Source organism: Brevundimonas sp. UBA7507, assembly GCF_002478355.1.
In the GTDB taxonomy this organism is placed as follows: Bacteria; Pseudomonadota; Alphaproteobacteria; order Caulobacterales; family Caulobacteraceae; genus Brevundimonas; species Brevundimonas diminuta_D.
Genome location: NZ_DLNP01000013.1, coordinates 305,954 through 330,681 on the forward strand (window position 1 = coordinate 305,954; position 24,728 = coordinate 330,681).

Below are 24,728 nucleotides of genomic sequence, written 5' to 3' on the forward strand. Positions count from 1 at the left end.
AAAGCGGAACTGCACTTATCCCTTGTCGCGCAGCAGGCGCGCCTTGTCGCGCTGCCAGTCGCGCTCAGCCGAGGCTTCGCGCTTGTCATGCAGCTTCTTGCCCTTGGCCAGGGCGATTTCCAGCTTCGCCTTGCCCGCCTCGTTCAGATACAGCCGCACCGGCACGATGGTGCGGCCGTCGCGCTGAACGGCGCCGATCAGCTTGTCGATCTGCTTGCGGTGCAGCAGCAGCTTCCGATGGCGGCGCGGCTCGTGATTGAAGCGGTTCGCCATCTTGTAGGGCGGGATGTCGGCGTTGATCAGCACCATCTCGCGTCCTTCAGGCGAGACGTAGCTTTCGGCGATATTGGCCCGACCGTCGCGCAACGCCTTGATCTCGGTGCCCAGCAGTTGGATCCCGGCCTCGATGTGGTCCTCAAGGAAATAGTCGAAGCGCGCGCGTCGGTTCTCGGCGATCGTCTTCTGCTTGGGCGCGTCTGCGGCCATCAGGAGACCCCGGCCTCGGCCAGCGCCTTGTCGATGGCGGGCTTCACGGGGGCGGCCGTCAGCGACAGCGGCAGGCGGACCTCTTCCGTGCACAGGCCCAGCTTGGCCAGGGCGTATTTGGTCGGCGACGGCGAATTGTCGAGGAACAGCGCCTTGTGCAGGCCGATCAGGCGCTCCTGCCACGAGCGGGCGGCGGCGAAGTCGCCGGCCTGGATGGCGTCATACAGGGCGACCATGGCCTCGGGCGCGACGTTCGAGGTCACGGAGATGACGCCCACGCCGCCGTGGGCGGCATAGCCCAGATAGCTGGAGTCATCGCCCGAGATCAGGTCGAAAGCGCCGTCGATGTTGGCGCGCATCCAGCTGGCCCGCGCCACGTCGCCGCTGGCGTCCTTGATGCCGACGATATTCGGGTGCGCCGACAAAGCCGCAACGGTTTCGTTCGACAGGTCCACGCCGGTACGACCGGGCACGTTGTAGAGCAGAATCGGCAGCTGCACGGCATCGGCCACGGCTTCAAAATGCGCCTGCATCCCGACCTGCGACGGGCGATTGTAATAAGGCGTGACGACCAGAGCGCCGTCTGCGCCGACCGTCTTGGCGAAGCGGGTCAGCTCGACCGCCTTGTCCGTCGCAGACGAACCCGCGCCGGCGATGACGCGGATTCGGCCGGCGGCGATCTCGACACACTGCTCGACCACGCGCTTATGCTCGTCCAGGTGCAGGGTGGCGCTCTCTCCCGTGGTGCCCATCGGCACGACGCCGTGAACCCCAGCGGCGATCTGGCGTTCCAACAGGCGCTTGAAAGCGGCCTCGTCCACGTTTCCGTCACGAAGAGGTGTGATCAGGGCGGTGATCACGCCCTTGAACAAGGGGGCGGTCATGGGAACAACATACCTGCGCGGAAAAATGGGCGGCGTTCCGCCCGTCACTAATCGGCAAAGGGTAGGTTGCCCGCCGCTTGGCCGCAACCAAAGATGAATGAGGATCAGATATCTGATGATCGCGACGACCGTGGCCGCCGCCCTGGCGATACTGACTCCACCGGCTCAGGACGTGCTGAACAGCACGCCGACGCCCTATTCCGCCAGTCAGGGCGGGATCATCAGCAGCCAAGACGCCGCCCTGGTGCAGCAGGGGCTGACGGCCGCGCGGGCGCGCGACGTCGTGGGCACCCAGTCCATCATGGCGCGCATTTCCGATCCGACCGCGCGCAAGCTGGTCGAGTGGGCGCTGGTCGACACCTCGGACAAGCAAATGTCCTACAGCGATCTGGCGCTGGCCCAGACCGACCTGGCCAACTGGCCGCGCGGCGATTCGCGTCGGGCGGCGGGCGAGCGTGCGCTGGACATGGCGGGTCAATCGCCGGACGCCGTCCTGGCCTTCTTCAGCGGAACCGCACCGACCACGGCTCAGGGCGCCATCGCCCTGGCCGGCGCGCTGGAGCAGAAGGGTCGCCGTCAGGAGGCCCAGACCCTGATTCGCGACTGGTGGCGCAATCAGAGCTTTGAAGAAGCTCAACAAAGTCGAATCTATGCGCGTTGGAGCGGCTGGTTGACCAGCGACGATCATGTGGCGCGGCTGGACATGTTGCTGCTGGGGCCGCACGGCCCGGCGACGCGCGCCATGGTCGCCCTGGTCCCTGCCGATCGCCAGGCTGTCGCCAACACCGTAATGGCGCTGCGCACCGCCTACGCTCCCGATGTGATCGTCAGCGGCCTGTCTCAGAGCCAGGCCAATGATCCAGCCGTGGTGCTGGAACGGGTGCGCCTGTTGCGCTCGGCTGGACGTCAATCCGAAGCCTTCCCCCTGTTGTCCGCCCTACCCGCTGCGCCGTCGCACGCCGACGGCCAGAACACCCTGTGGAGCGAGCGCCGCAACTACTTCCTGGACGCCCTGCAACAAGGGAACCCCCGCGCTGCCTACGCCGCCATGAACGGCCACGGCTTCCCTTCAGGCGAGCGCAAGGTCGACGCTGAATTCTTCGCAGGTTGGGTCGCCCTTACCAAGCTGAACGACCCGGCGACGGCGGCGCAGCATTTCGAAGTCCTGCGCAACGCCTCCTCGACCCCGATCACCCAGGGCCGCGCCCTGTACTGGCTGGGCCGCGCAGCCGAGGCGCGCGGCGACCGACAGGACGCCCAGCGTTGGTATCAGGCGGGCGCCGAGCACTGGCAGACCTTCTACGGTCAGCTCGCAGCGGAAAAGGCGGGCGCGACGACCCTGACTCTGCCTGGCGAGCCGTCGCCGTCGGCGGAAGACGTGAACCGCTTCGAGGGCAATGAGGTGGTGCGCGCCACCCGCATTCTGGGGCAAATCGGCGAGAAGACCCTGATGCGGGTCTTCGCCTATCATCTGGATGACACCCTGCCGTCGCCCTACGACCTGTCGCTGCTGTTCGACCTGATGCAGGGCTACGGCGACCAGTTCGGCTCGATGATGGTCGGCCGCGCGGCCAGCCAGCGCGGCTTCGTCATGCCGGAGCGCATGTATCCGATCCGCCTGCCGCAACAGGTTCCGGGCATGGCGCCGAACGAGTTCGCCCTGGCCATCACCCGTCAGGAATCCAGCTTCGATCCTCTGGTCCGCTCGCACGCAGATGCGCGGGGCATGATGCAGCTTCTGCCCGCGACGGCGCAGGGCGTAGCACGCCGCATGGGCCGTTCATTCAGCTCCGAACAGCTGTGGGATCCGGAGGTCAACATGACCTTGGGCAGCTACCACCTGGGCGAACTGATGAACAATTTCGGCGGGTCGCCGCTGCTGGCCTCCGTCGGCTACAACGCCGGCCCAGCGCGCCCGCCGCAATGGACCGCGCGCTGCGGCGACCCGCGTCAGGCCCAGGTCGATCCCATCGACTTCATCGAATGCGCCCCCTTCACAGAGACGCGCAACTACATGATGCGGGTGATGGAGAACATGCAGGTCTATCGCGCCCGCCTGAACGGCGGCTCGGCGCCGCTGACGCCGTCAGCGGACCTGGCCCGAGGCACGCCGCCCAACGCCGGGCCGCGTCCTTATCAACCCTGATCAGCTACTGGGACGACAGACGGCGGGCCGCCAGCAGCGGCCCGTCCAAGGCCTCCAGCCAGACGGCGTCGAGGTTGAAGACGATCTTCAGCACGCGCGGCGACAGAGCCTCGATCGGCGCCCCCTCCGCCGCCGTCCGCCCCTGATCCAGCACCACGACCCGATCAGCGAAGCGTGCGGCCAAAGTCAGGTCATGCAGGCTGACCAGGACGCCATGCCCGGCGTCGGCGCGCGCCCGCAGCCGCTCAAGCACCAGAAGCTGGGCGTCGGGGTCCAGACCGGCGATCGGCTCGTCCGCGACTAGCAAGGGAGCGGAAACCGTCAGGGCGCGGGCCAAAAGGACGCGCGCGCGTTCTCCGCCCGACATCTCGGCCACGCCCCGACCCGCCAGATGACCGACGCCCACCTCGTTCAGCGCGGCGCGCGCACGGTCCAGCGCGGCGGCGCCCGCCAGGAAGGGCGCGCCCAGCGCCGCCAGCTCGACCGCCGGCAAGTTCCACGCAATCGAACGGTCCTGTGGCAGATAGGCTGCGCGCTCGCCGCGCTGACGCTCGGACAGACGCCGCGCCTCATCCCCGCCCAGGCGCGCGGCGCCTTGCGTCAGCGACGTCAGCCCCAGGGCGGCGCGCACCGTCGTCGACTTGCCCGCCCCGTTCGGCCCGCACAGGGCGACCACCTCGCCCGGCCGCGCCGACAGGGACGCGCCTTTCAGCACATTAACCCCGCCGACGCGGACGTGTGCGTTCTCTAGCTCCAGCAGAAGGCTCACAGCCGCCACTCCCGCGCCGCGCGCCAGGCGATCAGGGCGAACAAAGGCGCGCCGACCAGGGCGGTGAAGACGCCCAGCTTCAGCTCCTGATCCGTCGGCAGCATACGCGCGGCCAGATCGGCGGCGACCAGAATCAAGCCGCCCGCGAGGGCCGAGGGCAGAAGCAGTCGCCCCGGATCGCCGCGCACCGCCGCCCGCACCAGATGCGGCGCCGCCAGACCGACGAAGCCGATGACGCCCGCCACAGCCACCGCAGCGCCCGCCGCCACGGCGGCAGCCGCCAGCGCCAGCACGCGCATTCGCCCCATTGACAGGCCGGACGCCCGCGCCGCCTCCTCGCCCAGGGTCAGCATCCGCAGGCCCGGCGACGCGCCTCGCGCCAGCAAGGCGGCGATCAGGACGGCGGGCGCCACCCAGGCGACATCGATCCAACTGCGGTTCTCGACCGAGCCCAGCAGCCAGTTCATCACCTCCGCCGAGGCGATCGGCGACGGCGACAGATTGAAGATCAAGGCGGTCAACGCGCTCGCGAAACTGGACAGAGCGACGCCGAACAGGATCAGCGCCTCCGGCGTCCTCACCCGTGCGGCCAGGGCGATCAACAGCCCGCCGCCGACCGTCGCGCCGAACAGAGCCGAAACTTCCACCGCGCCGGGGATCGCCGCCAGACCCAGCACGATAGCCGTCGCGGCGGCCACGGCCGCAGTCGCGGACACGCCCAGCACGCCCGGTTCGGCCAGCGGGTTGCGCAACAGCCCCTGCATCACCGCCCCCGCCAGCCCCAGAGCCGCGCCGACGAACAGGGCGCAGACAGCTCGGGGCGCGCGCACGAGCCACAGCACCTCGCCAGGTCCGGATCCCGGAGCGCCCAAGGCCATCATATAATCGGCGGGGTTGAAACTGGTCTCGCCCAGAGTCACCGCCAGTGCGATCGCCAACGTGATCGCCATCGCCAAGCCGATATTCAGCGTCGAAGTCTTGCTCATGACGCCTGCTCGGCCAGCTGCGCGGCGGCGTCAGCTGCGAACCAGGCCGGGCACGTCAGCGTCGCGCCGGGCAGTTCGGCCGCCGTCCGCCCTCGCATGGCGCGCTGCATCACCGGATGCCGCCCCGCTCCGCGCCAATCCGAACGCGCCAGGTCGAAGAAGCCCTTCACGTATAGGGCGGGCGGCGTCAGCAGCACCCTTTCCAGACCCAGAGGTTGATAACCCGGCCGTTCGACTGCATTGTGAAACCCGGCCGCGCGCAGGACAGCGTCCATCAAGGAGCCCGGCCCGGAAGTGAAGCCGCTGGCCGTGACATAGACGGCCTTGCGCCCTCGGCCTGCGCCTTCGGCCTTGGCCAACTGCGCCTCCATGCGCTGCACCAAAGCCTTGCCTCGCTCAGGGCGGCCCAGAGCCTGAGCTACGGCATGAATGTTGGCGCGAACCCCATCCATGTCCGTGGCGTCTGATATCGTAACCGTGCGGACGCCATCGCGCTCCAAGGCGGCCAGAAGGCGGGCGTCGCCGCCCCAGTAGCGCACCGCCATATCGGGTCGAAACCCAACGGCGGCCTCCAACGTCGGCCGCACTCGCCGATAACCCTGGGCGTCAGCGCGCAGCCATGAATCGGGATCATCCGCTCTCGGCGACAGACCCAGCTCAGCGTCAGGGGCAAGGGCGAGGACGAACTGATCGGCGCACTGGTCCAGCGCCATGACCCGCAACGGCTCAGCCGCCGCGACGCTGCTCCAACACGCCATGACCGAAACGACCGCCGCGATCGCGACCTTCACGAGGCGGTCAATCCCGCGAACAAGGCGTCCATCTGTGTGCGAACCAAGGTCTCACGATCCGCCCAATCGAAATAAGGCTTGGTCGTCATGATCGAGACCAGCCCATGGGCGCTGGCCCAGATGACCTGCGCCAGCGTGCGGGGATCGCCTCGCAGCACGCCTTGATCGACCGCCTCCTCGACCACGCTAACAAAGGCGCGGAACAGGTCGGCCCCGCTCTGTTGCGCCACGGTCTCGGCGCCGTGGCGCGTATGGACCTGCGGAGTCAGATAGGCCAGGCGATAGGCGTTGGGATTGGCGAAGCCGAACGCCATATAGTTTTCGACAATCCGCCGCAGCCGCGCCAAGGGAGGCGCATCCTCCGCCAAGGTCCGTCGGTGTTGCTCGGCCAGGGTGTCGAAGGCGTTGCGACAGATCTCGTTGAGGATTTCGCCCTTGTCCGCGAAGTGCATATAGAGGGCGGTCGACGACAGGCCCACCTCATCCGCGATCTTGCGAATGGTGGCGCCTTCATAGCCCCGCTCGACGAAGATACCTTCCGCCGCCGCCAGGATTTCTGCACGGCGCTCGTGCCCTTCACCCTTGGGTTTTCGTGTCGAACGCGACGATGCGGCAGATGCGAGCGACACTCGAATGCTCCCCAAGCTGAACTCTCGTGTGTGGCCAGTGATAACCGCAAAAGTCGGCTCCGGCCAAATATATTGCTTTACAGAAATGTCAGTATAACGTCGGTCTCTGGTCAGGAGGGCGACGATGCGAAGGGGAACGGCCGCCCGGGCGGACGACGATGCTCTGAAGTCTGCGCGGACCACGCTGACAACCCGTCAGACGCTAGGTCTCACCCTCATTCTCACCGGCGTTTTGGGCGCCACGGCCATGGCCCCGCTGTCGGGGTCGGTCGTACTTCTGAGCTTGCAGATCGGCTTCATGAGCTTGGCCGCATGGAGGCTGTTCCTGCTCTGGAACAGCCGTGTCCAGCCCTTGTCTGACACGCCGCAAATTTGCGCGGACCCGTCATGTTCATGGCCTCGCTACACCGTTGTGGCGGCCCTGTATCAGGAGACGGCCGTCCTGCCGCAACTGATCGAACGGCTGACCGACATTGACTATCCGAGCGATCGTCTCGAAGGCTTTCTCGCGCTTGAGGCGGATGACGTCGCGACGATCAAGGCTGCGTTGGACCTGTCCAGACCTGACTGGCTTCAGGTGTTGATCGTGCCGCCCGGCGCCCCCAAGACCAAGCCCCGCGCCCTGAACTACGCACTGGCGCGCTGTAGCGGCGACCTGATCACCATCTATGATGCAGAAGACGATCCCGACCCGCTGCAACTGCGCGAGGCGGCGACGCGCTTCATCCATGAAGGCGACAGCCTGGCCTGCCTTCAGGCGCCGCTACGCATCCGCTGCAGGAACAAGGCCAGCGCCAGCCCCTTTCTCGACCGACAGTTCGCGGCCGAATACGCCGCCCTGTTTGAGGTCACACTACCGGCCATGAGTCGTCTGGCCCTGCCCTTTCCTCTCGGCGGAACCAGCAACCACTTCCGCGTGCCCGTCTTACGGGCGCTGGGCGGCTGGGACGCCTGGAACGTCACCGAGGACGCCGATCTGGGCTTTCGCATCTGGCGCGCCGGCTATCGGCTCGGCGTCATCCAGAGGCCGACATACGAACCGCCACCCGGCCCCTTGCCGCTTTGGTTGCCCCAACGCACACGCTGGCTGAAAGGGTACCTGCAAACCCTGGCGGTCCATACGCGCTATCGAGAGGGAATGGGCTGGCGAGGCTGGACGGCGCTGGCCGCCACCGTCGGCGCCGGAGTGGCGTCAGCCGCTATTCATGCCGTCTGCGCCGCCTGGGTGTTCTGCGTGGCCTTGACCGCGTTTGTCGCGGGCCGTCTACCCGAGTTCTCGCCACAAGGAACAGTCGTCCTCGTATCCGGTATCGCCGCCGCCTGGCTGCTGAAGCACCAGGGCGCGCGGCAAGCTGGCGGTATCTATCGCGCAAGCGACATGCTGGCCTCCCTCGCCTACTGGTGCCTGCTCAGCCTGGCGTTCGCTCACGCCGTCATTCGCCTGGTCCTTGAACCGCATCACTGGGACAAGACCCCGCATCAGGCTGAACCCGAACCTGATATCGCCATGATCGACGGTGCTGACGCTGGACGAGCGGCCGCCTGAGCGCCTATCAGCGCGCATGGCTCCGGTTCTCTCATCCTCGCCCGAAACCCTCGTCACGCGCGGGTGGTCGGACTACGCCCTTCTGGACAGCGGCGACGGCCGCAAGCTCGAGCGCTACGGTCGCTACACCGTCGTACGGCCCGAGCCGCAGTGCTTCTGGAAGGCGCGTGACGAGAACGCCTTCGAGCGCGCCAACGCCATGTTCGACCCGCAACAGGAGGAAGAGGATTCCGGCCGCTGGCGCTTCGACGCGCACGGACCGATCGACGCCTTCCCTCTGCAATGGCGCGACGTGCGTTTCATGGGGCGGTTCACCCCGTTCCGCCATCTGGCCTTCTTCCCCGAGCAGGCGGCCAACTGGGAATGGCTGGATGCCCGCGTCCGCACCCTGCAGCAACCCAAGATCCTGAACCTGTTCGGCTACACCGGCGTGGCCAGCCTGGCCTGTTCGGCGGCGGGCGCCCACGTCACACACGTCGACGCCTCCAAGAAGTCGGTCGCCTACGCCCGCGAGAACGCCGAACTGTCAGGCCTGGCCAACCGCCCGATCCGCTGGATCGTCGAGGACGCCCGCAAGTTCGTGGCGCGTGAAGTCCGTCGCGGCAGCAAGTATGACGGCATCATCCTGGACCCGCCGAAATACGGTCGCGGCGCCAACGGCGAGGTCTGGCGCCTGTTCGAGGACATGCCGGGGCTGCTGAAAGACTGCGCCGCCCTGCTGTCAGACGACGCCTCCTTCCTGTTGCTGAACGCCTATGCCGCGCGGATTTCCGGCCTATCGCTGGCGCACATGATGGCCGAGGCGACCCATGATCGCGGCGGCCGTATCGACTGGGGCGAGTTGGCCCTGTCCGAAGACGGCAAGAACGCCCGCGCCATCGGCCTCAGCTTCTTCGCACGGTGGAGCAACGATGGGGAGCGCGCCTGATGACCGAACGCCTCATCACCTCTCTGACCAATGACACGATCAAGGCCGTACGCGCCCTGCACATGCGCAAGGAGCGCGAGGCGACCGGCCGCTTCCTGGCCGAAGGGCTGAAATTCATCGGTGAAGCGCTGGATCAGGGCCGCGCCCCGGTCATGCTGCTGGTCGGTCAGGACGCCCGCCCGCATCCGTTGCTGGACCGCGCCAAGGCTGAAACGCTGAAGGCCGGCGGCCAGATCATCGTCGTCACCCACGCCATCCTCGAAAAGATCAGCCGCCGCGACAATCCGCAGACGGTGCTGGGCGTATTCGAACAGGTCTATACCCCGCTGGACGCCATCCAGCCCGACGCCAAACCCTGCTGGGTGGCGCTGGAGCAGGTGCGCGATCCGGGCAATCTGGGCACCATCATCCGCACGGCGGACTCGGCCGGTTGTGGCGGCGTCATCCTGATCGGCGACTGCGTCGATCCCTTCTCTGTCGAGGCGGTGCGCGCGACCATGGGCTCGGTCTTCGCCGTGACCATCAGCAAGGCGTCGCGCGAAGAGTTCCTGGCCTGGCGCGCCCAATGGCCTGGCAGCGTGATCGGCACCCGCCTGGATGCGATGCACGGCTATCGCGACAGTCCTGTGCGCCATCCCGCCATCATCATGATGGGCAATGAACAGGCGGGCCTGACTGATGAACTGGCCGCCGCCTGCGACCTGAACGTCAAGATTCCGATGCGCGGCCGGGCGGACAGCCTGAACCTGGCCGTCGCCACGGGGGTCATGGTCTATGCCGTGACGGACGCGGCCTACGGCTCCAGCCTCTAGGCCTCGCCTTCGGTCTTGATGCGAGCCATGCCGATCAAGGCCAGAACCGTCAGCACGGCCGCCAGGGTCAGATAGCCGCCGACGGCGTGAAGGCCGTAGCGACCCGCCAACCAGGTCGCGGCATAGGGCGCCAGCGAGGCGCCGAGGATGCCCGCCAGATTGAAGGTCATGGACGCGCCGGTGTATCGCACGCTCGTCGGAAATGGTCTCGCCAACGCAGCGCCCAGCGGCCCATAGGTGCATCCCATCAGGCTGAAGCCGATGATGAAGAAGGCGACCACGCCCGCCTTGCCTCCGCCGCCGAACAAGGGCGCCAGGATCAGACCGAACAGGGCGATGGCGACGGTGGTCACGAGCAGGGTCCGCCCCTGCCCCCATTTGTCCGCCGCCAAGGCCGCCAACGGAATGATTAGGCCGAAGAAGCAGACGCCCAGCAACTGGATCGGCAGGAACTGCTCGCGCGTGTAGCCCATGCTGGTCGTGCCCCAGCCCAGGGCGAAGACCGTCATCAGATAGAACAGGACGAAGGTCGCCAGCCCCGCCAGGGTTCCGGTCAGCAAAGCGAACTTGTGGCGCGTCACAAGCGTCAGTGCGGGCGCTTGGACCCGTTCGGCGCGGTCGATGGCGCGTTTGAACTCGGGCGTTTCGGTGATCTTCAGCCGCATCCACAGCCCGACGACGACCAGCAGGGCGCTGGCGATGAAGGGAACGCGCCACCCCCAGGCCATAAACTGGCTCTCGCTCATCACCTGACTGAGGATGATGAAAGACAGGGTCGACAGGATGAAGCCGATCGGCGCGCCCAGTTGCGGGAACATGCCGAACCAGGCCTTCTTGCCCGGCGGGGCGTTCTCGGTCGCCAACAGCACCGCCCCGCCCCACTCGCCGCCGAGGCCCAGCCCCTGACCGAACCGGCACAGGGCCAGCAGCAGAGGCGCGATCACTCCGACCGAATGCCAGGTCGGCAGCAGGCCGATGGCGATGGTCGACAGGCCCATGGTCATCAGCGCCGCCACCAGGGTCGCCTTCCGACCCACTCGGTCGCCGAAATGGCCGAAGACGAGCGCGCCGATCGGTCGAGCGAAGAAGGCGATGGAGAAGGTGGCGAAGGATGCCAGCATGGCCGTCATCCGATCCCCGCCGGGGAAAAACAGGTCTGGAAAAACCAGCACCGCCGCCGTGGCGTAGATGTAGAAGTCGTAGAACTCGATCGTCGTGCCGATCAGGCTGGCGAACAGAACGCGCCGCTTGGAGGCGGAAGGCGGTGAAACGGCGACGTCGGTCACGCGAAATCCTTACGGTTGACGCACGATCTTTGCGGCGCGCCGCTGTCAGGCGTCAAGCGGACAGGATCAGGTTCCGCGCGGCTTGGCCCGATTGGTCGCCGTCGCATTGGCCGGGTCTTCCGGCCACGGATGGCGCGGATAGCGGCCCCGCATCTCGCTGCGCACCGCAGCCCATGAACCAGACCAGAATCCCGGCAAGTCCTTCGTCACCTGCACCGGCCTTCGTGCGGGCGACAGCAGGCTAAGCGTCAAGGGAACGCGGCCGCCGCCCACGGTCGGATGGGTCTTCACCCCGAACAGTTCCTGCACGCGGATTTCGACGCGCGGCCCGCCCTCGGCGGCATAGTCGACGCCCGCGCTGCCGAGCGGCGTGGTCAGGCGCATCGGCGCCAGCTCGTCCAACCTGCGCTGCAAGTCCCAAGGGATCAGGCCGCGCAAGGCCTCCGCCAGCCTGCCGTCGCCTATGTCGGCCAGCGACCGCGCCTCGTCCAGCAACGGCCACAGCCACTCCTCTCGCGCCGCCAGCAAGCCTTCATCCGACACGTCGGGCCAAGCCTCGTCCAGCCCACGCAGGAAGGCCAGGCGCGCGCGGAGCGCCCTCGCCTGCTCGCCCCATTTCAGCGCGCCCAGCCCCCCGGCCTCGATCTCCGATTTCAGCGCCGCCGTCATGGCCGCTCGGTCCGGCGCGCCGACGACCTTTTCATCCAGCACAAGGGCGCCGATGCGACGGATACGGCGGATCACCGGCTTGCCCGAAGGCTCGCGCGCTAGCCTGTCCTCGACCTCGATCAGATGCGCCAGATCGCTTTCAAGCGTCGAGGCGTCCAGCCCCGCCGCCAGACGGATGCGGTCGCGGGCGTCGCCGCCTCCCAGCTCAGCCACAGCCAGCCAGGGTTCGCAGGCCAGATGGTCCGTCGGCTCGATGAAGGCGCCGCGCCCCGAGGCCATCAGCACCTCGCCCGGCTTGCCCTTGGCGCGCGCGATGCGTTCAGGGAAGGCTTCGGCCAGCAGCAGACCTGCATCCGCCTCTCCGTCTCGACCGCCGCCTGCCGCCCGCGCCCAGCGTTCGGCCAGCTTCATCGCATCGCGGCCGCGCGGCGAGCGATCTCGCTCAAACCCCTTCAGGCGATCGTGCAGATCGACGCCGTTCCCGCCCAGCCCCGGTTCGCTGAGCACGGCCGCGATCTTCCCCCCGCCTAGAGCGTCGCCCTGATCCGAGGCGACCGCGACCATATGCGCCAGCCGCGGCGCAAGCGGAATGCGCGTCAACCGCCGTCCGTGCGGCGTCAGATCGCCCTTGGCGTCCAACGCACCGAGACGGGCCAGCACCCTGCGCGCCTCGGCCATGGCCCCGGCAGGGGGCGGGTCCAGCAGGGCCAGCCCTTCGACCGACTTCGCACCCCACCGCGCCAGATCGAGGGCGAAGGCGGTGAGGTCCGCCTCCTGAATCTCGGGCCGCTGATGGGCGACCAGGCCGCGCGTCTGCTCCTGGTCCCACAGGCGATAGCAAACACCGGGTTCGACCCGGCCCGCGCGGCCCCGGCGCTGCTCAGCCGACGACTTACTGACCTTGACCGTAGCCAGCCGCGTCAGGCCGCTGGACGGATCGAATCGCGGCACGCGCGACAGACCCCCGTCGATGACCACGCGCACGCCCTCAATGGTCAGACTCGTCTCGGCCACCGAGGTCGCCAGCACCACCTTGCGGCGGCCGAGCGCCGCAGGCTCGATGGCGCGGTCCTGCTCGCCCTTGTCCAGTGCGCCATAGAGGGCGACGACATCGACGGTCGGATCGCGCAGACGATCGTTCAGCCGTTGAACGACCCGGTAGATTTCGCCCTGCCCCGGCAGGAACGCCAGGATGGAGCCGGTCTCATCGTGCAAGGCCTGGATCACGGCCTTGGCCACGGCGTCCTCGAGCCGCTCGACCGGGTTTCGGCCCAGGTAGCGGGTCTCGACCGGGAACATCCGCCCTTCGGCCTCGATGACGGGCGCGTCGTCCAGCAGGCGCGACACGCCCACGATGTCCAGCGTGGCCGACATGACCAGCAGGCGCAGGTCGTCGCGCAACACCGACTGGCTCTCGCGCGCCAGGGCTAGGCCCAGGTCGGCATCCAGGCTGCGTTCGTGGAATTCGTCGAACAGAACGGCGCCCACGCCTTCCAGCGCAGGGTCGTCGAGAATCATCCGCGTGAAGACGCCCTCGGTGACCACCTCGATTCGGGTTTCAGAGCCGATCCGGCTCTGCAGGCGGGTGCGATATCCGACGGTTCCGCCGGCCTTCTGACCCAGAGAGGCGGCCATGCGGTCGGCCGCGGCGCGCGCGGCCAGTCGTCGCGGCTCCAGCACCAGAACCTTGCCTTCGCCTAGCCACGGCTGATCCAGCAAGGCCAAGGGCACGACCGTGGTCTTGCCCGCGCCCGGCGGCGCGGCCAGGACGACGGCGTGGGTCTGGGCCAGGGCCGCCTTCAGCGGCTCAAGAACGGCGTGAATCGGCAACATGAAGCGGGCTGTAGCGCCTTCGACAGGGTTCACGAAAGCGTCGTCGACGCGTCATCCGTCGTAAACCGCGTTGCGCCTGAGCGTTCAGATGGCTAGCGTCCCCGCCCAAGAAGGCGACCCGGGAGGGGTCGTCGCATAAGTTGGGGGCGCACCTGCATGTCTGCAGATGGCGTAAAGCCTGCCGGAAACCGGCTATTTCTTAAAAAATCCATCGCCCAGATTCAGAAGGAAGCCGCCAAGAGCGAGCTGAAACGGACCCTCGGTCCGATGAATCTGATGAGCCTGGGCATCGGCGCCATCATCGGCGCCGGCATCTTCGTTCTGACGGGTCAGGTGGCCTCGGCCCACGCCGGCCCGGCCATCATGTTCTCCTTCGTCATCGCCGGCATCGCCTGCGCCCTGGCGGGCCTGTGCTACGCCGAACTGGCGTCGACCATGCCGGTGTCGGGTTCGGCCTACACCTACGCCTACGGCACCCTGGGCGAGGTCTTCGCCTGGGTCATGGGCTGGCTGCTGGTGCTGGAATACGGCGTCGCGGCCTCGACCGTGGCGGTCGGCTGGTCCGGCTATGTGGTGTCTATCCTGAACGACTTCGGCCTAAGCGCCAGTCTGTTCCCGACAATAACCTATCCCGGCGGCGAAGGGCCCCAGTGGGCCACCCCTCTGATCCAGTACGTCGCCTCGGGCGACAATGCAGGCTTCCCGCTGACGGGCACCTTCAATCTGGTCGCGGCCGTCGGCATCGCCGCCGTCTGCGGCCTGCTGGTGCTGGGTGTGTCGGAATCGGCGAACATCAACAACGCCATCGTCGTCATCAAGATCATCGTCCTGCTGACCTTCATCGCCGTAGGCCTGCAGTACATCAACCCGGCCAACTGGGATCCCTTCATCCCGCCGCAAGGCGAAAGCTGGGACCAGTTCGGCGTGGGCGGCATCTTCCGCGGCGCCTCGATCATCTTCTTCGCCTACGTCGGCTTTGAAGCGGTTTCGACCGCCGCCGCCGAAGCCAAGAACCCGTCGAAGGACGTGCCGATCGGCATCCTGGGCGCCCTGTTCGTCTGCACCCTGATCTACATGATCGTGGCCGCCGTCATGACCGGCGTCGTCCCCTACCTGGAGCTGGCCTCGCCGGCGCCGATCGCCGTCGCCATCGACCGCATGGGCCTGGAATGGGCCAATGTGCCGCTGGCCGGCGCGCCGAGCGGTCAGCTGAACCTGATCGCCTTCCTGATCAAGATCGGCGCCATCACGGGCCTGTCCTCGGTCATGCTGGTGCTGTGCTACGGCCAGACGCGCATCTTCTACACCATGGCGCGCGACGGCCTGCTGCCCAAGGCGTTCGCCGTGGTGCACCCGAAGTTCCGCACCCCGTGGATCGGCACCATCCTGCTGGGCATCGTCATCGCCATTGCGGCGTCCTTCCTGCCCATCTCGATCCTGGGCGATCTGGTGTCGCTGGGCACGGCGACGGCCTTCGCCATCGTCTGCCTGTCGGTCATTGTCCTGCGCATCAAGCACCCGGAGATGGAGCGTCCGTTCAAGGTGCCGGGCGGCATGGTCACGGCCGTTCTGGGCATCCTGGCCTGTCTGACCCTGGCGTCGTTCAACTTCATCCCGATGGTGACGCACGCTCTGAACGACAACCCGCTGCCGCTGACCATCCTGGGCGTCTACGCCCTGGTCGGCGCCCTGATCTACGGCCTGTACGGCTTCGCCCATTCGAAGCTGGCCAAGGGCATCGACATCACCGAGGACACGACCCTGGAATCGGCGGTCGAGGCTCTCGGCCACGGCGTCGACAACAAGAAGGACTGATCACGGTCAGTCCTTCGGCCTAAAGCAGCGCGAAGCGCGGCAGACCCGATAATGAGAAGGCTCCGGAGCGATCCGGAGCCTTTTTCATATCCAGACGGGATTGCCCAAATCACCGCCCTCGCCTACAGCCTCAAGCGAACCTATGCGGATGTGGCGGAACTGGTAGACGCACCAGATTTAGGTTCTGGCGCCGCGAGGCGTGGAGGTTCGAGTCCTCTCATCCGCACCATGGTCGTTTCCTGGAAAACGACGCCTCACTCTATCGTCTGAGGCAGAATAAGACGCAGCGCCGCCTGGACGCGCGGCAGGCGCATCAGAAATCCTGACGTCAGCCCGGCGACGGCGAAGGCGCCGCCGAAAACGCCCGCATTCCAATTCGAAAGCGCAAAGGCCGCCCCGGCCCCAGCCAACGGCGACACGATGACCAGGGCGATCAGCCCCAGCGCCTTTAGCTTTGAAAACCGTTGTTTTTGCATGCCGATGTCATGCAGGTGATGCTGGCTATTGTCCAGCTGGAACGCCCGTTCCGACCCTGTCGCTCAGATTTCAGCCAATCCTCGGAGAATGACCGGGATCAAGTCGGGCAAGTCTTCCGAGATCAGCCCCGGCCCGAAACGTCGGGCCGCATCGCCATGCATCCACGTCGCCGCGCAGGCGGCGTCGAAGCTGTCCATATGCTGGGCGACAAGGGCGCCGATCAGGCCTGCCAAAACATCACCGCTGCCCGCCGTCGCCAACCAGGGGGAGCCATGCGTGCTGACCGTGCAGCGCCCATCATGGGCCGCAATGACGGTTGCGGCCCCTTTCAGCACCACGACGGCCCCTGCGCGACGCGCGGCCTCCATCGCCGCCGCCTCACGCCCCGCCGCGGCCAAAAGCCCCGGGAACAGGCGTTCAAACTCTCCCTCATGCGGGGTCAGGACGTCGTCGCGATCCAGCAGGGCGAACAGCTCCTGAGGTCGATCCTGAAACAGGGTCAAGGCGTCCGCATCCACGATCAGGGCCGCCCCCGTTCGCGCCAGAGCCATCAGGTTGTGCGCCGTGGCGTCGGTCAATCCCGCCGCAGGACCGATGACGACGGCATCCATCGGCTCCGCCAGGGCCTGAAGCTGCTCCGGCCCGGTGAAGGCGGCCAGCATCACGGCCTCCAGGCTGGGCGCCAGAACCACGGCGGCGTCCGGCGGGCAGAAGACCTTCACCAGTCCTGCACCGCCGCGCAGCCCGGCCCGCGCCGCCAGCCGCGCCGCGCCGGTCGACAGCGCGCCGCCCGACACCACGCCCAGACGACCGCGCATGTGCTTGTGGGTCTCAGCGGCAGGCCAAGGCAGGCGATCGCGCCATTCGCCGGGGTCGTTATGCGACTTCATGTGGATTTCCGTTCACGGATGGCCTCAACGGACGAAAATCGCTTGCCATATTGTGCAATGCAATGTCCCTTTACCACCCGAGCGTCGGACCAACAAAGGAGCCGGCTCGGGATCCGCGATGAAGAAGATTGAAGCCGTCATCAAGCCGTTCAAGCTGGATGAAGTGAAAGACGCTCTCCAGGACATCGGAGTGCAGGGCATGACCGTGCTGGAGGCCAAGGGATATGGCCGCCAGAAGGGCCATTCGGAACTCTATCGCGGCGCCGAGTACGTCATCGACTTCCTGCCCAAGATCAAGATCGAGGTCGTGGTGGCGGATGACTTGGCCCCTGCCGTGGTCGAGACGATTCAGAACGCCGCCCGCACCGGCAAGATCGGGGACGGCAAGATCTTCATCACCACCCTCGAAGACGTCATCCGCATCCGCACGGGCGAAACCGGCGCCCAAGCCATCTAGTCTGACGGCCGCCCCTCGGGGCGGCCGATTTCAATTCCCCAGCTACAGGACCTCCCCCCATGAGCGCCGCCAACAAGATCCTGCAAGAGATCAAGGACAAGGACGTCCAGTACGTCGACCTTCGCTTCACCGACACGCGCGGCCGCGTCCACCACGTGACCTTCGACATCGGCATGGTGGACGAGGACTTCCTGGAAGAAGGCACCATGTTCGACGGCTCGTCGATCGCGGGCTGGAAAGCCATCAATGAGTCCGACATGCTGCTGAAACCGGACCTGTCGAGCGCCTTCATCGACCCATTCTATCAGCAGACGACCCTGTTCCTGTTCTGCGACGTCCTGAACCCGGACACGGCCGAGCCTTACAACCGCGACAGCCGGTCGATGGCCAAGAAGGCCCTGGCCTATGTCCAGTCGTCGGGCGTGGGCGACACCGTCTTCTTCGGCCCGGAAGCCGAGTTCTTCGTCTTCGACGACGTGCGCTGGAACACCGCGCCGCACGACACCCGCTACAGCTTCGACTCCAGCGAGCTGCCGGCAAACACGGGCGCCGAATACGCCGAAGGCAACCTAGGCCACCGTCCGTCGACCAAGGGCGGCTACTTCCCGGTCAACCCGGTCGATTCCGGCCAGGATTTGCGCGGCGAGATGCTGGCGGTCATGCGAGATCTCGGCCTTGACCCCGAGAAGCACCACCACGAAGTCGCCCCGGCGCAACACGAACTGGGCCTGAAGTTCAGCGACCTGCTGACCATGGCAGACCGGATGCAGCTGTATAAGTACGTGATCCACAACGTGGCCCACGCCTATGGCAAGTCGGCGACCTTCATGGCCAAGCCGATGTTCGGCGACAACGGCTCGGGCATGCACGTCCACATGTCGATCTGGAAGGACGGCAAGCCCCAGTTCGCCGGCGACCAGTACGCCGGCCTGTCGCAGGAATGCCTGTGGTACATCGGCGGCGTCATCAAGCACGCCAAGGCCATCAACGCCTTCGCCAACTCGACCACCAACTCCTACAAGCGGCTGGTGCCGGGCTATGAGGCGCCGGTGAAGCTGGCCTATTCGGCCAGCAACCGCTCGGCCTCGATCCGCATCCCGCACGTCACCTCGCCCAAGGCCAAGCGCCTGGAAGCCCGTTTCCCCGACCCCATGGGCAATCCCTATCTGACGTTCGTAGCTCTGCTGATGGCGGGCCTGGACGGCATCGAGAACCGCATCGATCCGGGCGCGGCCGCCGACAAGAACCTGTACGACCTGCCGCCGGAAGAGCGTCACTCGATCCCGGAAGTCGCCGGTTCGCTGAAGGAGGCCCTTGAGGCGCTCGACGCCGACCGCGCCTTCCTCAAGAAGGGCGGCGTCATGGATGACGACTTCATCGACGCCTACATCACGCTGAAGCAGGAAGAGGTCGCCCGGCTGCAACTGCACCCGCACCCGGTCGAGTTCGACATGTACTACAGCTGCTGATCCCCGGATCAGTCCGAAACAAGAAGCCCCGGACGGTTCGCCGTCCGGGGCTTTTTCGTGTTGTCTTATCGATCAGGAAAAGCCGCCCAGGAGCGCTGGTCCTAAACCGTCAGGCCGCCAGCCCGTCAGCGGCATCGGCCTTCTTGCGGCGCAGTTCGATGATGCGGACGCACCAGATGGAGACCTCGTAGAGCAGGACCATCGGCACAGCCAACATCAGCTGGCTGATCGGATCGGGCGGCGTGACCACGGCGGCGACCACGACCACGGCGACAATGGCGTAGCGACGCCCCTTGGCCATCATCTGACTGTTGATCAGGCCCGCCAGCCCCAGCAGGGTCATCACGACCGGCAATTGGAAGCACAGACCGAAGGCCAGGATCAACGCCGTCACCAGGTTCAGATAGTCCGACACCTTGGGCAGCAGTTCAGCCGCCACGCCCTCGCCGATGATCTGCTGACTCAGCGAGAACCACATCACGAACGGCAGCATGACGTAATAGACCAGCGCCGCGCCCAGCAGGAACAGCACCGGCGCGGCGATCAGGAAGGGCAGGAAGGCGCCCTTCTCGTTGCGATACAGGCCCGGCGCGACGAAGCGGTACAGCTGCCAGGCCAACACCGGGAAGGCCACAATGACGGCGCCCAGTCCCGCCAGCTTCATCTTGGTGAACAGTATCTCCAGCGGGGCGGTGTAGATCAGCTTTACGCTGTTGTGATCCACATCCGGCACGGGGATCAGCCCGGCCGTGCCCAGGATCAGGCTGAACGGCGACACATGGCCGTGAGCCCCTACCGTCTGGTGGAAGGCGGCCGAGACCACATAGGGCTTCACCAGGAATAGATAGAGGGCCTCGGAAAAGGCGAAACAGCCGATGAAGGCGATGACGAAGGCGACCACGCAGATCATCAGCCGCGACCGCAACTCGATCAGGTGATCCATCAGGGGCGCGCGGGAAGCCTCGATCTCGGCTTCGTCGTGTTCAGCGCGACTCATAGATCAACCTTCTTGGTGCGCGTGACCTTGGGACGAACGGCGTCAGCTTTCAGCCCAGGCTTGGCGGCCGGCTTACGCGCCTTGGTCTTGGCGGCGTCGGCAGGGACGGCGGCGACCTTCTTGGCGCGCGGCTTGGCGACGGATTTGGGCGCAGGTTCAGGCGCAACGGCGTCCGGAGCAGTATCCGGCCATTCATCGACGCCCGTGGCCACGGGCTGAGGGGCCTCGTCCGCGACCGGTACGGCGGGTGCAGCGACGGCAGGCGCTCCGATCGGCGCCTCCAGCTCCTTACGAATGTCCTTGAAGGCTTCGTCCGCCTCGGCGCCCAGGGCGTACATCCCCTGCCCTGACCGCAACGCCTCGACCTCCTTGCGGAGGTCGTCCAGCTCGGACTGGCGCGCCATTTCGTCGAAGCTGGCGCGGAACTCATTGGCCATGCCGCGCGCCTTGCCGACGAACTGGCCGACCCGGCGCATGAGCATGGGCAAGTCCTTGGGCCCCACCACAAGCAGGGCCACCAGACCGATGACAAGGATTTCGAACCCGCCGATTCCGGGGCCAAGACCACCCATGATTCAGCGTCTTCCGGCGAGGATCAGCGGTTCAGTTCTTCTTTTTCGGCGTCCGTGCGCGGCAAGGCGCCCGGAGCTTCCTTGTCCTTGGCGCCCGTGTCGTCCTTCAGGCCGTCCTTGAAGGCGCGAATGCCCTTGGCGGCGTCGCCCATGATACCCGACAACTTGCCGCGGCCGCCGAACAGGACCAGCACGACGACGACGACGATGGCCCAATGCCAGATGCTCATGGAGCCCATGGCGATACCTCCTCAAGGGGACTCACCGAGACGCGGCCCCACCGACTGATTGTTGTGCGTCATATAGGCTGAGTGATGGCGACGCGCCAAGGGACGCTGTACGCATCGCGGCCATGAGTCTCAACGATCACGTCATCATCCACACCGACGGCGCCTGCAAGGGCAATCCCGGCCCCGGCGGCTGGGGGGCGATCCTGCAAACGGGCGGAGGTCACGAGAAGGAACTCTGGGGCGGCGAGGCCCTGACCACAAACAACCGCATGGAGCTGATGGCCGCGATCATGGCGCTGGAGGCGCTGAAACGTCCCTGCCGCGTCGATCTGCACACCGACAGCAAATACGTCATGCAGGGCGTGACCGAATGGATTCGCGGCTGGAAGGCGCGCGGCTGGAAGACAGCCGACAAGAAGCCGGTCAAGAATGAAGACCTGTGGCGGCGCCTGGACGAGGCCCGCAACCGCCACGAAGTCAAATGGCACTGGGTGAAAGGCCACGCCGGCCACGCCCTGAACGAGCGGGCCGACAGCCTGGCCAATCGCGGCGTGGCGGAAATGCGCGGACGCTAGAGCGCCCGCACCTTCAGCAGAGGCCCCGACACCGACTCGATGATGACGCTCTCGCCCGCCAGGGGCGAAGCGCCTTCGATCTCGGCCGGCCATTCCGATCCCGATACGAAGACCCGGCCGCGCCCGCCGACAAAGGGCTCGACCACCCGAGCGCGCTCGCCGACCAGACGGATGTCGCGATCATTGATGTCGGGCTGATCCTTGGGATTCACCCGCTTGATCAAACGACGCGACAGGACGGTTGAGGCCACCGTCAGCGCCGCAAAGACGCCGATCTCGACCGGCAGGCCCAGTTGCGGTGCCAAGGCGGACAGCAGGGCCGTCAGCCCCGCCGACACCGCCGGCCACAACAGCCACTCGGTCGAAGCCGCCGCCTCTATGCCCAGCAGGACGACGCCGATCGCCAGCCACAACCAGAACGGCTGCGAGGCGTAGAGGGAGACGAACCAGTCCATGTCCTACTCCGTCGTCGGCACGGCGCCGCCCGAACGGCGCGGCGCGGCCTGACGCGCGTCCGTGCGGACCTGCTGCTGCTCCTTGGCCAGGCCGACCAGTTCGCCGACGCCCGCAATGGTGCCGACCAGGGCGCCCATTTCCGACGGCACGATGACCGTCTTCTGCTGCGGGCTGCGGGCCAGCTCGGCGAAGGCTTCCACATACTTCTGGGCCACGAAGTAGTTGATGGCGTTGACGTCGCCGCGGGCGATCGCCTCCGACACCATGGCCGTGGCCTTGGCTTCAGCCTCGGCTTCACGCTCGCGGGCCTCGGCGTCGCGGAAGGCGGCCTCGCGACGGCCTTCAGCTTCCAGGATCGCGGCCTGCTTGGCGCCCTCGGCGCGGGCGATGGCGGCCTGCTTCTCGCCGTCAGCCTCGGTGATGACGGCGCGGCGCTCGCGTTCAGCCTTCATCTGACGGGCCATGGCGTTGGTGATGTCCACCGGCGGCGTCAGATCCTTGATCTCGATGCGGTTGGCCTTGATGCCCCACGGCTCGGTCGCGGCGTCGATGACGTGCAGCAGGCGGGTGTTGATGCTGTCGCGTTGGCTCAGCACCTCGTCCAGTTCCATCGAGCCGACCACGGTCCGCAGGTTGGTCATGCACAGCTGGGCGATGGCGTAGGTCAGGTCGTCCACGCGATAGGCCGCCTTGGCCGCATCCATCACCTGGATGAAGACGATGCCGTCGACCTTCACCATGGCGTTGTCGCGGGTGATGACCTCCTGGGTCGGCACGTCCAACACCTGCTCCATCATGTTCATGCGGCGGCCGATGCGCTCGACGAACGGGGTCAGGATATGGATGCCCGGCGTCAGGGTCTTGGTGTATTTGCCGAACCGTTCCACCGTGAATTCACGGCCTTGCGGCACGATCTTGATCACGCTGAACAGGAAGATGATCGCAAAGACTGCGAACATCACAAAGAAAATCAGCGAAAAATTCATTAGGCCCTCCGGTTGGAGAAAGAGCTTAGCCGCCCAGGGTGCATCACGCCACAGAATCCGGTTCCGTCAGCATGACATCCGCGTCAGCCATTCGCCGCGCCATACGAATGATGCGTCGCGTCTCTTCCCAGTCGACCATGATCAGAGCCGTCTCGAGCGGGAAAAAGCCTGCATCGGCGGCGTCATCGCCCGCGACGACCACGCCCGACGTCCAGCGCGCGGCGTAGTCGATCAGGACATAATGTCGCCCCGCCTCTGGAAACAGCCCATCCACAACATCGATCAGGCCGATCAGATCCGCCTCGACGCCTGTTTCCTCTCGCAGTTCGCGAAGAGCGGCGGCGGCCAGGCGCTCGCCGGGCTCCAAGCGGCCGCCGGGCAGGCTCCACTCGCCCGCGCGCGGCGGCGTGCCGCGACGGATCAGAAGCACTTCCTCGCCTTTGAGGCACACCACGCCCACGGCTGGTGTCGGAATCATGTTTTGCCCCCAAATTGACCGCCAGAAGGCATGGTTTTGCGCTTCCACCACGGGCCGCCTTTTGCCACAAGGCCGATATGACCCTCCCGACGCCAGAATCCCTCGCTGAACTCAAGGCCGCCCTGCCCGGCGCCTGGACGCAAGACGCCGCCGAGATGGCCCCGTGGCTGACGGAGTGGCGCGGCCGCTGGACCGGCGAGACGCCGCTGCTGCTGCAACCGCGCACGACCGAAGAAGTCGCCCGCGCCGTCGAGATCTGCGCCCGCCACGGCACAGCCATAGTGACGCAGGGCGGCGGCACGGGCCTGGTCGGCGGCCAAATCCCTTACGGCGAGGTGCTGCTGTCCACGCGCAGGCTGCGGACCGTGCGCGATGTGACGCCGCTGGACGACGCCATGACGGTCGAGGCGGGCGTGACCCTGCTGGAGGCGCAGGAACTGGCGAAGGAGAAGGGCCGCTTCTTCCCCCTCAGCCTCGCGGCCGAGGGGTCGGCCACCATCGGCGGCGTCATCTCGACCAATGCGGGGGGCACCGCCGTCCTGCGCTACGGCATGATGCGCGACCTGGTGCTGGGCATCGAGGCGGTCATGCCCGACGGTCAGGTGTTCAACGGCCTGAAGCGCCTGCGCAAGGACAACACCGGCTATGACCTGAAGCAGATGTTCATCGGCGCCGAAGGCACCCTGGGCGTCATCACGGCCGCGACGCTGAAGCTGTTTCCCATCATGCGCAGCCGCGCTACGGCCATCGTCGGACTAGAGAGCCACCACGACGCGGTCGTGTTGCTGGCCCGCGCCAAGGCCGAGACCGGCGGCGGGGTCGAGGCCTTCGAGCTGATGAAGCGGCTGGGCATGAGCCTGGTGCTGAAGAACATCCCCGACACGCGCGAACCGCTGGAAACCACGCCGCCCTGGTATGTGCTGATCGAGCTGGCCTCGGGCGAGCCGGACGGCGCTGAGGCGGCGATGGAGCGCCTGCTGACCGCCGCCTTCGAGGAAGGCCTGATCGTCGACGCCGCCATCGCCCAGAACGACGCCCAGAAGGCCGAATTCTGGCGTCTGCGCGAAGAGCATTCGGCCGCCCTCAAGCCCGAAGGCGGCGGATGGAAACACGACGTCTCGGTTCCCGTCTCGCGAATCGCGGACTTCATCGACGAGGCGACGGCGGCGGTTGAAAAATTCCATCCCGGCTGCCGGGTGTCGGTCTTTGGCCACGTCGGCGACGGCAATCTTCACTATGATGTGATCCCCGGCGTGGGTGAGGACGTGGCCGCCTTCATCGCGCGCTGGATGGAAGGGTCCGAGGTCATCCACGATGTGGTCGCTCGCTATGACGGCTCGATTTCGGCTGAACACGGGCTGGGGCGGCTGAAAACCGACGAGGCCCGTCGCTATAAATCGCCGCTTGAGGTCGCCACGATGCAGGCGATCCGTCAGGCCATCGATCCACAGCGGATCATGAATCCAGCGGTTCTTTTTTGAGGGCTTGCGACCGTATGTGACGTTTCTCGCGGTTCAAAACCTCGTGGAAGCGGCCTATGAGGCCCGCTCTTGAGACGCAT

25 protein-coding genes and 1 tRNA gene are annotated in these 24,728 nt (G+C 66.5%); 10 read left to right on the forward strand and 16 right to left on the reverse strand.

What is annotated here, in order from left to right; translation table 11 throughout:
* Positions 1 to 15 precede the first annotated feature (15 nt).
* Positions 16 to 486, reverse strand: a complete 471-nt coding sequence (smpB, locus tag B3D50_RS08945) for an SsrA-binding protein SmpB (protein ID WP_003164831.1) — start codon at positions 484 to 486, stop codon at positions 16 to 18.
* The gene (gene dapA / locus B3D50_RS08950; protein WP_286950834.1) at positions 486 to 1,370 is read right to left on the reverse strand and encodes a 4-hydroxy-tetrahydrodipicolinate synthase; all 885 of its coding nucleotides are present in this window, start codon (positions 1,368 to 1,370) and stop codon (positions 486 to 488) included. Before dapA ends, smpB begins: the two co-directional genes overlap by 1 nt.
* A gap of 115 nt (positions 1,371 to 1,485) precedes the next feature.
* Between dapA and B3D50_RS08955 the strand changes: the two genes are divergently transcribed.
* Positions 1,486 to 3,516: a lytic transglycosylase domain-containing protein gene (locus B3D50_RS08955; protein WP_286950836.1), complete on the forward strand. Its 2,031-nt coding sequence runs from the start codon at positions 1,486 to 1,488 to the stop codon at positions 3,514 to 3,516.
* A 4-nt stretch (positions 3,517 to 3,520) separates the two neighbouring features.
* Here B3D50_RS08955 and B3D50_RS08960 read toward each other — a convergent pair whose 3' ends face one another.
* From B3D50_RS08960 to B3D50_RS08975, 4 genes are read right to left on the reverse strand one after another with little or no spacing between them, the layout of a single operon-like run.
* Entirely contained in the window at positions 3,521 to 4,285 is a 765-nt protein-coding gene (locus B3D50_RS08960; RefSeq protein WP_286950837.1) for an ABC transporter ATP-binding protein, read from the reverse strand.
* The gene (locus B3D50_RS08965; protein ID WP_286950839.1) at positions 4,282 to 5,271 is read right to left on the reverse strand and encodes a FecCD family ABC transporter permease; all 990 of its coding nucleotides are present in this window, start codon (positions 5,269 to 5,271) and stop codon (positions 4,282 to 4,284) included. The genes B3D50_RS08960 and B3D50_RS08965 overlap by 4 nt, the downstream gene beginning before the upstream one ends.
* Positions 5,268 to 6,062, reverse strand: a complete 795-nt coding sequence (locus B3D50_RS08970; protein ID WP_286950841.1) for an ABC transporter substrate-binding protein — start codon at positions 6,060 to 6,062, stop codon at positions 5,268 to 5,270. The genes B3D50_RS08965 and B3D50_RS08970 overlap by 4 nt, the downstream gene beginning before the upstream one ends.
* Positions 6,059 to 6,691 carry a TetR/AcrR family transcriptional regulator gene (locus B3D50_RS08975; protein ID WP_286950843.1) on the reverse strand — a complete coding sequence of 211 codons (633 nt, stop codon included), beginning with the start codon at positions 6,689 to 6,691 and terminating at the stop codon, positions 6,059 to 6,061. Before B3D50_RS08975 ends, B3D50_RS08970 begins: the two co-directional genes overlap by 4 nt.
* A 247-nt stretch (positions 6,692 to 6,938) precedes the next feature.
* Between B3D50_RS08975 and B3D50_RS08980 the strand changes: the two genes are divergently transcribed.
* The 3 genes from B3D50_RS08980 to B3D50_RS08990 are packed head-to-tail and all read left to right on the forward strand — an operon-like array spanning position 6,939 to position 9,977.
* Complete coding sequence (locus B3D50_RS08980) at positions 6,939 to 8,237, forward strand: glycosyltransferase family 2 protein (RefSeq protein WP_286950845.1); 1,299 nt, start codon at positions 6,939 to 6,941, stop codon at positions 8,235 to 8,237.
* A gap of 16 nt (positions 8,238 to 8,253) precedes the next feature.
* Positions 8,254 to 9,165 (forward strand): class I SAM-dependent methyltransferase, encoded by a 912-nt coding sequence (locus B3D50_RS08985; RefSeq protein ID WP_269297439.1) that lies wholly within the window; start codon positions 8,254 to 8,256, stop codon positions 9,163 to 9,165.
* Complete coding sequence (locus tag B3D50_RS08990) at positions 9,165 to 9,977, forward strand: TrmH family RNA methyltransferase (RefSeq protein WP_286950847.1); 813 nt, start codon at positions 9,165 to 9,167, stop codon at positions 9,975 to 9,977. Before B3D50_RS08985 ends, B3D50_RS08990 begins: the two co-directional genes overlap by 1 nt.
* On the opposite strand, the gene B3D50_RS08995 is transcribed toward B3D50_RS08990, so the two are convergent.
* The gene (locus B3D50_RS08995) at positions 9,974 to 11,263 is read right to left on the reverse strand and encodes an MFS transporter (RefSeq protein WP_269297443.1); all 1,290 of its coding nucleotides are present in this window, start codon (positions 11,261 to 11,263) and stop codon (positions 9,974 to 9,976) included. The genes B3D50_RS08990 and B3D50_RS08995 overlap by 4 nt on opposite strands.
* Before the next feature lie 66 nt (positions 11,264 to 11,329).
* Positions 11,330 to 13,765, reverse strand: a complete 2,436-nt coding sequence (gene hrpB, locus B3D50_RS09000; protein ID WP_286950851.1) for an ATP-dependent helicase HrpB — start codon at positions 13,763 to 13,765, stop codon at positions 11,330 to 11,332.
* Between the two features lie 156 nt (positions 13,766 to 13,921).
* On the opposite strand from hrpB, the gene B3D50_RS09005 reads away from it, so the two are divergent.
* Together B3D50_RS09005 and B3D50_RS09010 are read left to right on the forward strand one after the other, a co-directional pair.
* The gene (locus tag B3D50_RS09005) at positions 13,922 to 15,580 is read left to right on the forward strand and encodes an amino acid permease (protein ID WP_286950853.1); all 1,659 of its coding nucleotides are present in this window, start codon (positions 13,922 to 13,924) and stop codon (positions 15,578 to 15,580) included.
* A 144-nt stretch (positions 15,581 to 15,724) separates the two neighbouring features.
* Positions 15,725 to 15,809: transfer RNA gene (locus B3D50_RS09010), tRNA-Leu, on the forward strand.
* Between the two features lie 25 nt (positions 15,810 to 15,834).
* Here B3D50_RS09010 and B3D50_RS09015 read toward each other — a convergent pair.
* On the reverse strand, positions 15,835 to 16,056 hold the full coding sequence (locus B3D50_RS09015) for a hypothetical protein (RefSeq protein ID WP_286950855.1): 222 nt from the start codon (positions 16,054 to 16,056) through the stop codon (positions 15,835 to 15,837).
* Between the two features lie 63 nt (positions 16,057 to 16,119).
* Positions 16,120 to 16,947, reverse strand: coding sequence for an NAD(P)H-hydrate dehydratase (locus B3D50_RS09020; protein ID WP_286950857.1), 828 nt, complete (start codon positions 16,945 to 16,947; stop codon positions 16,120 to 16,122).
* Positions 16,948 to 17,065: 118 nt separating this feature from the next.
* Between B3D50_RS09020 and B3D50_RS09025 the strand changes: the two genes are divergently transcribed.
* Together B3D50_RS09025 and glnA are read left to right on the forward strand one after the other, a co-directional pair.
* On the forward strand, positions 17,066 to 17,404 hold the full coding sequence (locus B3D50_RS09025) for a P-II family nitrogen regulator (protein ID WP_046653933.1): 339 nt from the start codon (positions 17,066 to 17,068) through the stop codon (positions 17,402 to 17,404).
* Between the two features lie 59 nt (positions 17,405 to 17,463).
* Entirely contained in the window at positions 17,464 to 18,873 is a 1,410-nt protein-coding gene (gene glnA, locus B3D50_RS09030) for a type I glutamate--ammonia ligase (protein WP_286950859.1), read from the forward strand.
* 109 nt (positions 18,874 to 18,982) lie between these two features.
* Here the strand turns inward: glnA and tatC are convergent, their stop codons facing one another.
* The 3 genes from tatC to B3D50_RS09045 are packed head-to-tail and all read right to left on the reverse strand — an operon-like array spanning position 18,983 to position 20,681.
* A complete protein-coding gene (gene tatC, locus B3D50_RS09035; RefSeq protein ID WP_286950860.1) occupies positions 18,983 to 19,870 on the reverse strand; it encodes a twin-arginine translocase subunit TatC in 888 nt (295 codons plus the stop codon).
* Positions 19,867 to 20,442, reverse strand: a complete 576-nt coding sequence (gene tatB, locus B3D50_RS09040; RefSeq protein WP_286950861.1) for a Sec-independent protein translocase protein TatB — start codon at positions 20,440 to 20,442, stop codon at positions 19,867 to 19,869. Before tatB ends, tatC begins: the two co-directional genes overlap by 4 nt.
* A gap of 23 nt (positions 20,443 to 20,465) precedes the next feature.
* Positions 20,466 to 20,681: a twin-arginine translocase TatA/TatE family subunit gene (locus B3D50_RS09045; RefSeq protein WP_003164813.1), complete on the reverse strand. Its 216-nt coding sequence runs from the start codon at positions 20,679 to 20,681 to the stop codon at positions 20,466 to 20,468.
* A 113-nt stretch (positions 20,682 to 20,794) separates the two neighbouring features.
* Here B3D50_RS09045 and rnhA point away from each other — a divergent pair, with 113 nt between their 5' ends.
* The gene (gene rnhA, locus B3D50_RS09050; RefSeq protein WP_286950862.1) at positions 20,795 to 21,247 is read left to right on the forward strand and encodes a ribonuclease HI; all 453 of its coding nucleotides are present in this window, start codon (positions 20,795 to 20,797) and stop codon (positions 21,245 to 21,247) included.
* Here rnhA and B3D50_RS09055 read toward each other — a convergent pair.
* The 3 genes from B3D50_RS09055 to B3D50_RS09065 all read right to left on the reverse strand — a co-directional run bounded on the left by B3D50_RS09055 (position 21,244) and on the right by B3D50_RS09065 (position 23,167).
* A complete protein-coding gene (locus B3D50_RS09055) occupies positions 21,244 to 21,702 on the reverse strand; it encodes an NfeD family protein (RefSeq protein ID WP_286950863.1) in 459 nt (152 codons plus the stop codon). The genes rnhA and B3D50_RS09055 overlap by 4 nt on opposite strands.
* A 3-nt stretch (positions 21,703 to 21,705) precedes the next feature.
* On the reverse strand, positions 21,706 to 22,662 hold the full coding sequence (locus B3D50_RS09060) for an SPFH domain-containing protein (protein WP_409516083.1): 957 nt from the start codon (positions 22,660 to 22,662) through the stop codon (positions 21,706 to 21,708).
* 70 nt (positions 22,663 to 22,732) lie between these two features.
* Positions 22,733 to 23,167 (reverse strand): NUDIX hydrolase, encoded by a 435-nt coding sequence (locus tag B3D50_RS09065; RefSeq protein ID WP_286950865.1) that lies wholly within the window; start codon positions 23,165 to 23,167, stop codon positions 22,733 to 22,735.
* Between the two features lie 77 nt (positions 23,168 to 23,244).
* On the opposite strand from B3D50_RS09065, the gene B3D50_RS09070 reads away from it, so the two are divergent.
* The gene (locus B3D50_RS09070; protein ID WP_286950867.1) at positions 23,245 to 24,648 is read left to right on the forward strand and encodes an FAD-binding oxidoreductase; all 1,404 of its coding nucleotides are present in this window, start codon (positions 23,245 to 23,247) and stop codon (positions 24,646 to 24,648) included.
* Positions 24,649 to 24,728: the final 80 nt, after the last annotated feature.